A 13,544-nucleotide genomic window follows, 5' to 3' on the forward strand; every position below is an offset into this window, starting at 1 on the left:
AGACAGGCGGGAACGTGCTGGTGCTGCCGCTGAAGGTATGGCATCGATGATCGCGCAGCCCTGACCGGACCGGCCTCACTTCGCCAACAGGTGCGGCCCGATATCGCGTACGGATTGCACCCCGGTCAGGACCATATTGGTGCGCAAGTCCTTTTCCATGATCGCCAGCAGTCGCTCGACCCCGGCCTGGCCCTGAGTGGCCAGCGCGTACACGAAGGCACGGCCGATCAGCACGCCGTCCGCGCCCAAGGCCAGCATGCGGAACACGTCGGTCCCGGTACGCACGCCGCCGTCGGCGAAGATGGTCATCTTGCCCTTCACTTCTGCGGCGATCGCCGGCAGCGCGCTGGCCGAGGACGGCGCCCCATCCAGCTGGCGCCCGCCATGGTTCGAGACCACGATGCCGTCCGCGCCGAAGGCCAGCGCGTCGCGCGCATCTTCCGGGTCGAGGATGCCCTTGACGATGAACTTGCCCTTCCACTCGTCGCGGATCCATTGCAGGTCGGGCCAGGCGATGCCCGGGTCGAAGTTGGCGCCCAGCCAGCCGATGTAGTCGGCCAGGCCGGTGGCGCTGCCGCGGTAGGCCGAGATGTTCCCGAGGTCGTGCGGACGTCCGAGTACCCCCACGTCCAGCGCCCAGCGCGGATGCGCCATGGCCTGCAGCACGCGCCGCAGCGGCCCGTTCGGACCGCTCATGCCGCTGTGGGCGTCGCGGTAGCGCGCGCCCGGCACCGGCATGTCCACCGTGAACACCAGGTTCCTGGCGCCCAGCTCCCAGGCGCGCTGCATCACGTCGCGCATGAAACCGCGGTCCTTGAGCACGTAGAGCTGGAACCAGATCGGATTCGCCGCCTGGGCCGCCACTTCGGCCAGCGGGCACACCGACACGGTGGACTGGATGAAGGGGATGTTGCGGTGGCAGGCCGCACGCACGGCCTGCACTTCGCCGCGCCGTGCATACATGCCGGTCAGGCCGACCGGTGCCAGCGCGATCGGGAGCCCGTAATCCTGGCCGAACCAATCGACGCCGAGATCCAGCTGCTCGGAGCCGCGCAGCACGCGCTGGCGCAGCTTGACCGCCTGCAGGTCGTCGACATTGCTGCGCAGGGTCTGCTCGGCGCCGGCGCCGCCATCGAGGTAATGGAACAGGAAGGGCGGCAGCCGGCGGCGTGCCGCTTCGCGAAAGTCGGTGGCGGACGAAATGATCATGGACGGTGGTGTGCGAATCGAATTCGCACAGTGTATGCCGGGGCGCGTTGGGGCGTCCATCTTCATCTGCGCATTAATCAGCGTATTGAGCAGCGTATTGAGCAGCGCTTTGATCAAGCCTGAGCGAAAGCGGGCTGTATTCACAGTCCCGCGCATTCGCTCAAGCGCCTGATTAAATGGCCCGCGAAACATTCGGCTTGTTGACACTGCCACTATGGCAAATGAATACTCGGATGAGCTATTCTCGACGCGCGACCCAGGACACCATGGCACCCAATACCTACAACGACACGCTGCAGCGCAGCATCGCCCTCGGCCTGCTGGCCCTCGCCTGCAGCGCCTGCACCACGACGCCGCCGGCCACGACCCAGGCCGCGGGCCGGCAGCTCGAACGGCTCGACCGCGGCGTGGTCGCGATCCCCGCCCAAGGCGGTAATTTCGTCAGCTGGCGCGCGCTCGGCGGGGAAGACCCGGCCACCGCCTTCAACCTCTACCGCGACGGCAAACGCCTGAACGACAAGCCGCTTGCCGCCACCAACTTCATGGACGCCGGCGCCGGCCCGAACGCCGCCTACAGCGTGCGGCCAGTGCGCGGCAATGCCGAGAGCAGCGAGAGCGGCAAAGCGGCCGCCGCCTGGCCGCAATCCTTCCTGAGCATCCCGCTGCGCAAGCCGGCGGATGGCGTGACCCCGGACGGCGTGGCCTACAGCTACGTGGCGAACGACGGTTCGGCCGCCGACCTCGATGGCGACGGCCGCTACGAGCTGCTGGTCAAATGGCAGCCGACCAATGCGAAAGACAATTCGCAGGGCGGCTACACCGGCTCGACCTACATCGATGCCTACCGCCTCGACGGCAGCTTCATGTGGCGCATCGACCTGGGGCGGAACATCCGCGCCGGCGCCCACTACACCACCTACCTCGCCTACGACTTCGACGGCGACGGCCGCGCCGAAGTGATGATGAAGACCGCCGACGGCAGCGTCGACGGCCAGGGCAAGATCATCGGCGACGCCAAGGCGGACTACCGCAACGAGCGCGGCGTCATCCTGGCCGGGCCGGAATTCCTGACCGTCTTCGACGGCCGCAGCGGCGCCGCCCTGGCCAGCACCGACTACCTGCCGGCGCGCGGCGGCGACGGCGCGGCCTGGGGCGACAGCCGCGGCAACCGGGTCGACCGCTTCCTCGGCGGCGTCGCCTACCTCGACGGCAAGCGCCCGAGCGCGATCTTCGCCCGCGGCTACTACACGCGCGCCGTGCTGGCGGCCTGGGACTGGCGCGACGGCAAACTGACGCAGCGCTGGATCTTCGACAGCGACACACCCGGCAATGAAACCGCCGCCGGCCAGGGCGCGCACTGGATGGCGGTGGCGGACGCCGATGCCGACGGCCACGACGACATCGTCTACGGCGCCGCCACCATCAGGAGCGACGGCAAGCTGATGTACAGCACCGGGCTCTGTCACGGCGACGCCCTGCACGTCGGCAAGCACGACCCGAGCCGGCCCGGCCTGCAGGTCTTCATGGTGCACGAGTCGCCCAAGTGCTACCGCGGCAACGGCGCCGCCATGCGCGATGCCGCCACCGGCACCGTCCTGTGGGGCATGCCGTCCACCATCGACGTCGGCCGCGGCATCTGCATGGATATCGACCCGGCCCACCCCGGCAACGAGTGCTGGGCCGCCCTCGGTGGCATCACCAACCCCGCCGGCGGCCTGGTGAACGCGCAAGGCGTCCAGATCTCCGCCACCCGTCCGCGCGCCTTCAACTTCGGCCTCTGGTGGGACGGCGACCTGCTGCGCGAATCGCTGGACGGCACGAAGATCGAGAAATGGAATCCGCAGGCCCAGCGCCTCGAACCCCTGCTCGACGCCGCGCCGCAGCGCGCGGCCTCGAACAACGGCACCAAGGCCAATCCGGTGCTGTCGGCCGACCTGTTCGGCGACTGGCGCGAGGAAGTGGTCTGGCGCAGCAACAACGACGACGCCCTGCTGGTGTTCAGCACCACGGCGCCGACCCGCCACCGCATGCCGACGCTGATGCACGACAGCCAGTACCGGGTCCAGGTGGCGGCCCAGAACGCCGCCTACAACCAGCCTCCGCACCCCAGTTTCTTCCTCGGCGAAGGCATGACGCCGCCGCCGTCGACCAACCAACCTTGAACGCGAACCAGACATGATCCTCCGCTTCTCCCTTACCGCAGCTGCCGCGACCCTGTTGGTCGCCGGCGCCGCCAATGCCGCCGAGCGCCTGACCGTCACCGTCTCCCATTCGCTGGACATCGCGCGGCCCGCCGAGACCATCGCCATTCCCTGGGCCAAGGTCAACGAAGCCCTGCCGCAGGCCCTGAACCAGCAACTGGTGATCAAGGATGCCGCCGGGCGCGTCCTGCCCTACCAGGTGACCAATGTCGCGCCCACCGCCAAGGATCCGAAGTTCATCGGCGCCGCCTACGGCGAACTGCTGTTCCAGCACGACTTCAAGCCGGGCGAGAAGCGCGCCAGCTTCACCATCGAAAAGGCCGGCGCCACGGTGCCGCCCTTCCCGGCCAAGACCTATGCACGCTTCGTGCAGGAACGCCTCGACGACTTCGGCTGGGAGAACGACAAGCTGGCCCACCGCGCCTACGGCCCGGCCCTCGCCGCGCCGGCGCCCGCCGGCAGCGACAAGGAAGTGCTGGTCACCAGCGGCATGGACATCTGGTTCAAGCGGGTTCCCTACCCGGTCGTCGACCGCTGGTACAACATCGGCCACGACCACTACCACGTCGACCAGGGCGAAGGCATCGACATGTACAACGTCGGCACCACCCGCGGCGCGGGCGGCACCGGCATCTGGGACGGCAAGCAGCTGTTCGTCGGCGCCAACTACAAGACCTGGAAGATCCTGGCCAATGGCCCGGTGCGCACCGTCTTCGAGTTGAGCTACGACGGCTGGGATGCCGCTGGCACCAAGGTCTCCGAGCTCAAGCGCTTCACGGTGGACGCCGGCCGCTACTTCGACCGCATCGACAGCACCTTTAGCTTCGCCGGTGCGGACAAGCTCACCGCCGCCGTCGGCCTGAACAAGCGCCCCAGCGACAAGGGCCAGGAAGTCAAGGTCGACTTCAGCGAGAACAAGAACGACGGCAGCCTGGTGCAATGGGTCACCCAGCGCAGCTTCGGTGACTTCGGCGTTGCGCTGATCGTCCCGACCGCCTCCGGCTTCGCCGCCGACGAACGCAACGGCCTGGTGACCGCGCCGGTCGTCTCCGGCCAGACCCTGCGCTACCACGTGGGCGCGGCCTGGACCCGCGGCAGCCCCTTCGCCACGCAAGACGACTGGAAGCGCCACGTCGCCGAGGAAGCCGCGCGCCTGCGCGCGCCGGTGAGCGTGACCCTCTCCGCAGGACGCTGAGCGATGGCCCCGCTGTCCCGCCGCGCCTTCTTCAAGACCGGCGCGCTCGCGGCGGCGCTGCCGCTCGGCATGCGCGCCGTTTCCGCCGATGCCGCCGCCCCGGCTTCCCCGACGGTGGCCGATCTTTCCTGGCTCGAAGGTACCCCGGCCTTGATGACCGGCACCACCTTCGGCGTGCCCTGGCCGCGCGGCGCCCTGCGCAAGGACCAGGCTTTCGCCCTGCTAGGTGCGGGCGGCGAACTGGCCTGCCAGAGCTGGCCGATCGCTTACTGGCCGGACGGCTCGCTCAAGTGGACCGCCCACGCGCTGCCGGCGCAAGGCGTGGCGCCGGCGCGCCTGCAGCTGCGTCCCGGTAAAGCACGCGCACCCGCCCAGGCACTCGGCATCAGCGAAAGTCCGGACAGCATCGTGGTCAACACCGGCGTCATCGAATGCGTCGTACCGCGCCAGGGCGGCGACATCATCCGCAGCATCCGGCGCGGCAGCCGCGACATCGCACGGGCCGGCAAGCTGGTCGCGCTGAGCGACGACCAGCCGGACGGCAGCACCCGCCAGACGGCGTATGAAAGCCACCTGACCCGCGTCACGCTCGAGCAGCGCGGCCCGGTGCGCAGCGTGGTCAAGCTCGAAGGCAAGCACCGCGCGGCGGACGGCAAGCGCGCCTGGCTGCCCTTCACCGTGCGCCTGTATTTCTACGCCGGCGCCGAATCGGTGCGCATCATGCACACCTTCGTCTTCGACGGCGACGAGCAGAAGGACTTCGTGCGCGGGATCGGCCTGCGCTTCGACGTGCCGCTGCTTGATGAGCCGCACAACCGCCACGTGCGCTTCGGTGGCGAATCCGGCGGCCTGTGGGCCGAAGGCGTGCGCAACCTGACCGGCCTGCGGCGCGACCCCGGCGAAGCCGTGCGCAAGGCCCAGCTGGCCGGCGCAGCGACGCCCGAGATCGCCGATCGCGTGCGCAAGAACATGCAGTACGTCCCGGCCTGGGGCGACTACAGCCTGTCGCAGCTGTCCGCCGACAGCTTCCGCATCCGCAAGCGCACCAAGGCCGGCCACGGCTGGATCGACGCGGCCTGGGGCCGGCGCGCGCCGGGCCTGGGCTACATTGGGGGCGCGGGCGGCGGCGTCGCCTTCGGCCTGCGCGACTTCTGGCAGCGCCACCCGACCCAGCTCGACATCCGCAACGCCCATACGGATGCGGCCCAGGTCACGCTCTGGATGTGGTCGCCCGACGCACCGGCCATGGACCTGCGCTTCTACCACGACGGCATGGGCATGGACACCCACGCCGAAGAGCTGCAGGCCCTCGACATCACCTACGAAGACTACGAAAAAGGCTTCGGCACCCCGGTCGGCGTCGCGCGCAGCAGCGAACTCACCCTGTGGGCGCTGGACGCCACGCCGGCGCGCGAGCGCCTGGTGCAGATGGCGGCCGCCGTGCAGACGCCGCCGCAGGTGGTGGCCGCGCCCGCCCACATCCTCGCCACCCGCGTGTTCGGCAACATGTGGTCCCTGCCCGACCGCTCGACGCCGGCGAAGGCGCAGCTGGAAGACCGCCTCGACGCCCACTTCGCCTTCTACCGCGACGAGGTCGAGCAGCGCCGCTGGTACGGCTTCTGGGACCATGGCGACGTGCGCCACACCTATGACGCCGACCGCCACGAATGGCGCTACGACGTCGGCGGCTATGCCTGGGCCAACTCGGAACTCTCGCCCGACCTGTGGCTGTGGTATTCCTTCCTGCGCAGCGGCCGCGCGGACATCTTCCGCATGGGCGAAGCCATGGTGCGCCACACCAGCGACGTCGACACCTACCACCTGGGCCGCTTCGCGGGCCTGGGCACGCGCCACAACGTCCAGCACTGGGGCTGCAGCGCCAAGCAGGTGCGCATCAGCACCGCGGTCTACCGCCGCATGTATTACTTCCTGACGGCGGACGAGCGCATCGGCGACGTGATGCGCGAGGTGCTCGATGCCGACACTCGCCTGGACGCGGTCGATCCGGTGCGCAAGCTGCCCAATGCACCGCCCAAGGGTCCCTACCCGGTCCGGGCCAGCTTCGGCACCGACTGGGCCTCGCTGGCGGCCAACTGGCTGACCGAATGGGAGCGCAGCGGCAGCACCAGGTTCCGCGACAAGATCCTGACCGGCATGCGCGACATCGCCGCCATGCCGCACGGCTTCTTCAACGCCGAACGCATGGGCTACGATCCCGAGACCGGGCGCCTGCACAACATGATCGGCAACGATGTCGCCGCCTCGCACCTGAATGCGGTGTTCGGCGCCATCGAGACCTTCGACGAGCTGATCAACCTGACCGGCGACAAGGCCTTCGAGAAGGCCTGGATCGACTACTGCGAACTGTACAACGCGCCAGCCGAGGAACAGCGCCGCCGCCTGGGCAAGACCCATGGCGGGACCGACGCGCTCTACCTGGGCAACTCGCGCATGACGGCCTATGCGGCCTGGAAGCGCAAGGATCCCGCGCTGGCGCGCCGGGCCTGGCAGGAATTCACCGGCGGCAAGCGGCCCTATCCTGCCTTCGCACCGAAGCGCGTCGCCGGCGCGGCCGTGCTCAACCCGGTAAACGAAGTGCCATGGGTGACCACCAACGATACCGCCCAGTGGGGCCTGGCCGCGATCCAGAACCTGGCCCTGATCGGCGACGCCCTGCCGGCATCCTGAACCAACGCGACAAGACCACATGACACCAACCTTCAAGCGCACCCTGTGCGCCCTCGCCGCCGCCAGCCTGCTGGCGGGCTGCGCCTCCCAGCCGCCCGCCGGCCCGGCCCTTCGTTTCGCCTTCGGCGGCGCTGCGCCCGCCGGCTACACGGCGGTGGCCCTGGATGCCACCTATGACGCCGCCCGCGGTTTCGGCTTCGAGCCGGGCAGCGCCCGCGGCAGCTATTTTTCGGTCGATCTCCCTGAAGGCAACTACCGGGTGACGGTCACCCTCGGCGACGACACGCAGCCGGGCGTCACCACCATCAAGTCCGAACTGCGCCGCCTGATGCTCGAGAACGTGAAGACCGCGCCCGGCCAGAAGCTCGAACGCAGCTTCATCGTCAACGTGCGCACCCCGCAAATCGCGCCGGTCGACGGCGTGCCCGCCGGCGAAGTCGCCCTCAAGGCGCCGCGCGAGACGGTCACGGAAGCCTGGAACTGGGACAAGCGCCTGACCCTGGAATTCAACGGCGCCCGCCCGGCGGTACGGAGCATCGAGATCGTGCCGGTACAGGTGCCGACCCTGTTCCTGCTGGGCGACTCCACCGTCAGCGACCAGCCGGGAGAGCCCTACAACAGCTGGGGCCAGATGCTGCCGCGCTTCTTCAAACCGGAGGTCGCCGTCGCCAACCATGCGCAGTCCGGCGAGACCTACCGCGACTCGCTGCAGCGCCGCCGGATCGACAAGATCCTGAGCCAGATGAAGCCGGGCGATACGCTGCTGATGCAGTTCGGGCACAACGACCAGAAACAAATCAAGGACGGCAAGGGCGGCCCCTTCACCACCTACAAGGCCGAGATCAAGACCCACGTCGAGAAGGTGCGTGCGCGCGGCGGCCTGCCGGTCATCGTCTCGTCGATGGAGCGGCGCCGCTTCGACGACGCCGGCAAGATCGTGCTCACCCTGAGCGACTATGCCGAAGCGGCGCGCCAGTCGGCCAAGGAGCTGGGCGTTCCCTTCATCGACCTGCATGCGATGAGCCAGACCGTGCATACTGCCCTCGGCGTCGAAGGCTCGAAGGCGGCCTTCGCCCTGCCCGCCCCGGACCGTCTCGACAACACCCACCACAACCCCTACGGCAGCTATGTGATGGCCAAGGCCATCGTGCTCGGGATGCGGGATGCCAAACTGCCGGTCGCACGCCACGTGGTCGATGATTTCGCCTTCGACCCGGCCAGGCCCGACCCGGTTGCCGCGTTTGCCGTGCCGCCGAGCCCGGGCCGCACCCAGGAACGCCCGCTCGGCGACGACAGCAACCGCGCTGGAAGCGCGCGATGAAGCGCCGTGCCGTACTGGCGACGCTGGCGGGCGCGCTGCTCGCCGGCTGCACGGGCCTGCCGCGCACCGACGAAAAACAGGCTTACCTGTTCGCCTACTTCATCGGCAACGGCGCGGACGGCCTGCACCTGGCCGCCAGCAATGACGGTTACCAGTGGGAAGCGCTGCGCGGCGGCGCCAGCTTCCTCACGCCCACCGTGGGCACGAAACTGATGCGCGATCCGAGCCTGGTGCGCGGGCCGGACGGCCTGTACCACATGGTCTGGACCAGCGGCTGGAACGACAAGGGCATCGGCTACGCCTCCTCGCCCGACCTGATGAACTGGTCGCCCCAGCGCCAACTGCCGGTGATGGCGCACGAGCCGACCGCACTGAACGCCTGGGCGCCGGAGATTTTTCATGACACCCAGCGCGGTCACTACCTGATCCTGTGGTCGTCCACAGTTCCCGGACGCTTCCCCGAGACCGAGGGCAAGAGCGAGGAAAAGTACAATCACCGCATCTACGCCACCACGACGAAGGACTTCGTCAGCTTCACGCCGACCCGTCTGTATTACGATCCGGGCTTCTCGGTGATCGACGCCACCCTGGCGCGGGCCTTCGGGCGCGACTGGCTGCTGGTGAAGGACGAGACCCGCTATCCGCCGAAGAAGCACCTGCGGGTGGCGCAGGCCTCCGGTTTCGAGGGGCCGTTCGGCACGCTTGGTGCGCCGGTCACGCCGTCCGGCCTGTGGAGCGAGGGGCCGAGCGTGCTGCAGGTGGGCGACGAGGTGATCGTGTACTACGACGCCTATACCGCCGGCCACTATGGGGCGATGCGCACGCGCGATATGGTGAATTGGGAAGATGTGACGGCGAAGCTGCGCTTCCCGGGCACAGGCACCAGGCAGCGGGTGCGGCATGGAACGGCGTTTGCGGCGCCGGCAAGCCTGATTAGCAAACTGCGCTGACCCGTAGGGTGGGCGGGTTCCCCGCCCACGCGTTCAAATCCGGCTTGAACAGCCGCGACGACTTTTCACAAGCTGGTTGAACGCGTGGGCGGCAAAGCCGCCCACCCTACGAACCCCGATCAGCGCGTACCCTGGAACATCAGGCCACTATCGTTCAGGCCGAACTTGTACTTCTTGTTCATCTCGATGATCTCCGCCCCGGCCAGCAGCGTCGGGCCGTAGCCGTGGGCCGCCTTCACGCTGGTCGGACGGTAGGCGTAGAAGGCCGGATCGAAGGCCATGCCGGTACCCACGCAGATCCCTTCGATCTGGCCGTTGGCCGTGACCTTGCTGGCCACCGCATTCCAGGCGAAGTTGGCCATCGGGCCGTACATCTGCGCATCGACGTAGCCGCGGTTGACGGCGCGCGCGATCGCGTAGGTATAGATCGCGGTGGCCGAGGTTTCCTGGTAGGTGTCGTTACGGTCGATCAGCTGGTGCCAGAAGCCGTCCCTGGTCTGGTATTTCCCCAGTCCCTTGATGTGGGCGCGCAGCTGTTCCAGCACGGGCTTGTAGCCCTTGTGGTCCTTCGGCAGCACTTCCAGCACCTCGACCATGGCCATCACCGCCCAGCCGTTGGCGCGCGCCCAGTGGAATTCCGGATGGTCGCGCATGCCTTCGACGTAGCCATGCATGTAGATGCCCAGGTCCTTGTTGAACATGCGCTTCGAGAACTGCAGCACCTGGCGCACCGCGTCATCGTAGTGCTTGCGCTCGCCCGTGACCTTGCCCAGGTAGGCCATGGTCGGCACGCCCATGAACATGTCGTCCAGCCACAGGGTATCCGGCAGCGGACGCATCTTGCGGCCGCCCTTGCCGTCCGGGCCGCCGCGTGCCAGCGTGCCGTCCTTCAGGCGGTACTCGTGCTTGGTCACGAAATCGCCGCAGATGCCGACCATCTGGCTGTAGTCGACCTTCGAGCCGGCCACCTGGGCCTTGAGAAAGCTGTGGCACAGGGCGCCAGCGTCGTCCAGCGCATGCGGATTCAGGAAGCTCTTGATCGGCGCGAGCGCGTTGGCGGTGTCCGCCTTCACGACCGGCAGGTAGGTCTTGGTGAGCTGCGACAGCAGCGCGTGGCGCTTCTGGGTGTAGTCGAGGTAACGCTGGTCGCCGGTGGCCTGCCCGGCCGCCACCATGCCCTGGTAGGTGACGCCCCACTCGTAGCTGGTCAGGCGGAAGTCGCCCGGCTTGAGCACCGCGTCCGGATCGGCCTTGGACAGGTCGGTGACCGGGGTGCCGTTGCTCTTGTGGATCAGCTCAGCCGGGGTGGTGCGGTCCAGGTAGGCGAACACGCGGTCCAGCACCGCCTTGACCTCGTTGGCTTCCATCGGCTGGTAGCGGGTCGGGTACTTCACGTCCAGGGCGTGCAGCATGGCGTCGGCCGCGGCCGGACCTTTTTCCTGGGCGGCGGGCGCTTCCTGCGCAAAGGCGCTCATGGCCGGGAACAGGCTGGCGACGAGCAGGCCGATCAGCGCGCGGCGCGGCATGGGGGAATTCATGGGTGTCTCCTTTTATTTCAACTGGTGAATCGTAAGATTGTCGATGGTCTGACGCGACCATGTGCTGCGGAATCCTGTGTAGCCCCGGGTGAAGGGCTGGGGGTCGCGGTAGGAAAAGACCTCGCGGCCGTCGATGCGCATCCGGGTGCAGCCGCCGACCACCGCGATCTCGACCCGGTAGTCGCGGTTCGGCTGCAGCATCCAGTCCGGCTCCAGCCGCTCCCCGACCAGCACGCGCTGGCCCCCGCCGTAGCGGCGCAGGCGGGTGGTCGTGTTGCCGTTGCCGCCGACGCCGGCATAGTACATGTCGAGGTCGTCGTAATCCTCGAACTTGCCGGAGCGGGTGAACAGGCTGCTGCGCGCCGGGTCCTGCGCCATCCAGAAATGGTTCAGGTCCGACAGGCGGTCGTTGGGCCCGCCGTCCAACACCACGCGGCGGTTGTAGGCGATCAGGATGTCGCCGGACAGGGGCTTGTCGAGCCAGACGGTCGCGCCCGAATCGACATCGATCACCAGGCGGCCGTCGCGGTTGCCGATGAAGTTGCGCGGCTTGCGCGCGTATTCGCTGACATAGCCGGTCAAGGGGCCGTCGAAGTCGTCCCGGTGCAGCAGCGCCCCGCGCTCGCCCCAGTTGTCGCAGGCAGCCTGCGCCGCATCGGCGCCGGCCAGCAGCAGCGCCGCGAGCAGTAGCTGTTTCATCACTGGACGCCCGCCGCCTTGTCGGAGAAGTAAGGACGCAGCGGATTGCCGGGCAGCGTCTTCAGGCCGGCGACCGCGCGCTGGGCATTGAACTCGGCGCCGGCGCCATTGGTGTGGGTGCGTGCATCGGAGAAGAAGGTATCGACCTGCTGCGCGCCGATCGTGCGGTAGGCCTCGGTCACCAGCATGGTCAGGTCCATGAAGTGGGCGCCGCCTGCCTGGGCGACCTGGCGGCCCCAGTCGGCGAAGTTGGCGAAGTCGCGCTCTTGCTGCCATTTGTCGCGGTGCGGGATCGGCGAGGCGATGATGACCGTCGCGCCCTTCGCCTTGGCATCCGCCACGTAGCGCGCCATGTACCAGCCGAAGCTGTGCACCTGTTCCTTGCTGCCGTCCGGACGGGTGTCCTCGACCGTGTCCGGTCCGATGCCCGGCGCCGAGGCGCGGTTCTTGTTGGCCGGGTCGCCGATGCGCCCGCCGTCGTTGTGGCCGAACTGGATCACGACGGTGTCGCCGCGCTTGAGCTGCCCGAGCACGCGTTCCCAGCGGCCTTCGGTGAAGAAGGTGCGGCTGCTGCGCCCGCCGATGGCGGCGTTGACCACATTGATCTTGCGGGTGTCGAAGTAAGGCGTGAGGCGCTCGCCCCAGCCGATGGCGCCGTTCTGGCCGCTGCTCTTGACGGTCGAGTCGCCGACCAGGAACAGGGTCGGCAGCTTCGGATCGAGCGGGGCTTCCTCGCGCACGCTGCGTGCATCGACCACCGGACGCACATCGTCGACCGGTTTCAGGAAGGAGGCCATGCGCGGGTCGCCCAGGGTCTTCAGGCCCGCCACCACGATCTGCGCGTTCAGCGCGGCGCCGGCCCAGTTGGTGTGGATGCGCTCGTCGGGGACCGTCACCGGGAACATCTTCATCACGCCCTCGCGGCCCATCTCGTCATAGCGGCGCGCCGCCAGCTCGTTCAGGTCGATGAAGCCGGTTTTTTCCAGGCGCGCGACGTCGGCGGCCCAGCCGGCGTAGTCGCCCTTGTTGCGGCGTACCTTGCCCACATCCGGGCCTTCCTCGTTCCAGGCCTTGCGCGGAATGAGGGAGACGACGACCGGCGTCGCGCCTTTCGCGCGGATATCGGCGATGTACTTGCGCAGGTAGCCGCCGTAGCTGTATACGGTCTCGCGCTTCCCGGTCAGGATGTTGTCGATCTCGGTGGCGTCGTCGCCGATGCCGCGGATGCTGCCGCGCGCCCGCTTGTCGTCGTTGACCGGGGAAGCGTCGTTGTGCCCGAACTGCATCAGCACGATGTCGCCGGGCTTGACGAAGGCCAGCGTGCGCTCCCAGTGGCCGCTGGTGATGTAGGTACGGCTGGACAGGCCGCCGACCGCGCGGTTCACGAGGTTGACCTTGTTCGCGTCAAAATAGGCGGCGATCGGATTGCCCCATCCCCACTGCCCTTCCGCGCCCTTGCCCTGGCCGTCGTCATGACCGTTGCGCACCGTCGAGTCGCCGATCAGGATGATCGAAGGGAGGGCGGGATTGGCCGGTTCCGGCAGCTTCACCTGGGCGCGCGCCGGGTCGGTATTGACGGCGGCGACTGGGCTCGGGACGGGGCTCTGTGCTTGTGCCATTCCGCAGGCCAGCAATAGCATTGCGCCGGCACGGATGAGGGTGCTCAGGATGGACATCGACGGGTCTCCATGGGTTTTAGCTTTTCCCTGATTCTATGCGCCGCCGCTGAACCCGGCAGTAAAG

9 protein-coding genes are annotated in these 13,544 nt (G+C 68.2%); 5 read left to right on the forward strand and 4 right to left on the reverse strand.

The features are described 5' to 3' along the window. Positions 1 to 75: 75 nt before the first annotated feature. Positions 76 to 1,209 carry an FMN-dependent L-lactate dehydrogenase LldD gene (gene lldD, locus ACSQ25_RS15780; RefSeq protein ID WP_436106621.1) on the reverse strand — a complete coding sequence of 378 codons (1,134 nt, stop codon included), beginning with the start codon at positions 1,207 to 1,209 and terminating at the stop codon, positions 76 to 78. A gap of 266 nt (positions 1,210 to 1,475) precedes the next feature. Between lldD and ACSQ25_RS15785 the strand changes: the two genes are divergently transcribed. Genes ACSQ25_RS15785 through ACSQ25_RS15805 form a run of 5 tightly spaced genes read left to right on the forward strand, consistent with a single transcriptional unit; the run spans position 1,476 to position 9,564 of the window. Further along, the gene (locus ACSQ25_RS15785; RefSeq protein WP_436106622.1) at positions 1,476 to 3,371 is read left to right on the forward strand and encodes a rhamnogalacturonan lyase; all 1,896 of its coding nucleotides are present in this window, start codon (positions 1,476 to 1,478) and stop codon (positions 3,369 to 3,371) included. Between the two features lie 13 nt (positions 3,372 to 3,384). Then, positions 3,385 to 4,605 (forward strand): DUF4861 family protein, encoded by a 1,221-nt coding sequence (locus ACSQ25_RS15790; RefSeq protein ID WP_436106623.1) that lies wholly within the window; start codon positions 3,385 to 3,387, stop codon positions 4,603 to 4,605. 3 nt (positions 4,606 to 4,608) lie between these two features. After that, the gene (locus tag ACSQ25_RS15795) at positions 4,609 to 7,293 is read left to right on the forward strand and encodes a Tat pathway signal sequence domain protein (protein ID WP_436106624.1); all 2,685 of its coding nucleotides are present in this window, start codon (positions 4,609 to 4,611) and stop codon (positions 7,291 to 7,293) included. A 19-nt stretch (positions 7,294 to 7,312) separates the two neighbouring features. Beyond that, positions 7,313 to 8,614, forward strand: coding sequence for a rhamnogalacturonan acetylesterase (locus tag ACSQ25_RS15800; RefSeq protein ID WP_436106625.1), 1,302 nt, complete (start codon positions 7,313 to 7,315; stop codon positions 8,612 to 8,614). After that, positions 8,611 to 9,564 carry a glycoside hydrolase family 43 protein gene (locus tag ACSQ25_RS15805; protein WP_436106626.1) on the forward strand — a complete coding sequence of 318 codons (954 nt, stop codon included), beginning with the start codon at positions 8,611 to 8,613 and terminating at the stop codon, positions 9,562 to 9,564. The genes ACSQ25_RS15800 and ACSQ25_RS15805 overlap by 4 nt, the downstream gene beginning before the upstream one ends. A 119-nt stretch (positions 9,565 to 9,683) precedes the next feature. Here the strand turns inward: ACSQ25_RS15805 and ACSQ25_RS15810 are convergent, their stop codons facing one another. Genes ACSQ25_RS15810 through ACSQ25_RS15820 form a run of 3 tightly spaced genes read right to left on the reverse strand, consistent with a single transcriptional unit; the run spans position 9,684 to position 13,477 of the window. Beyond that, a complete protein-coding gene (locus ACSQ25_RS15810) occupies positions 9,684 to 11,102 on the reverse strand; it encodes a glycoside hydrolase family 88/105 protein (protein ID WP_436106627.1) in 1,419 nt (472 codons plus the stop codon). 12 nt (positions 11,103 to 11,114) lie between these two features. Beyond that, entirely contained in the window at positions 11,115 to 11,801 is a 687-nt protein-coding gene (locus ACSQ25_RS15815; protein WP_436106628.1) for a DUF6250 domain-containing protein, read from the reverse strand. Then, positions 11,801 to 13,477 (reverse strand): rhamnogalacturonan acetylesterase, encoded by a 1,677-nt coding sequence (locus tag ACSQ25_RS15820; protein WP_436106629.1) that lies wholly within the window; start codon positions 13,475 to 13,477, stop codon positions 11,801 to 11,803. Before ACSQ25_RS15820 ends, ACSQ25_RS15815 begins: the two co-directional genes overlap by 1 nt. Between the last annotated feature and the right edge of the window lie 67 nt (positions 13,478 to 13,544).

The organism is Massilia sp. LjRoot122 (assembly GCF_964252725.1).
Lineage (GTDB): Bacteria > Pseudomonadota > Gammaproteobacteria > Burkholderiales > Burkholderiaceae_D > Telluria.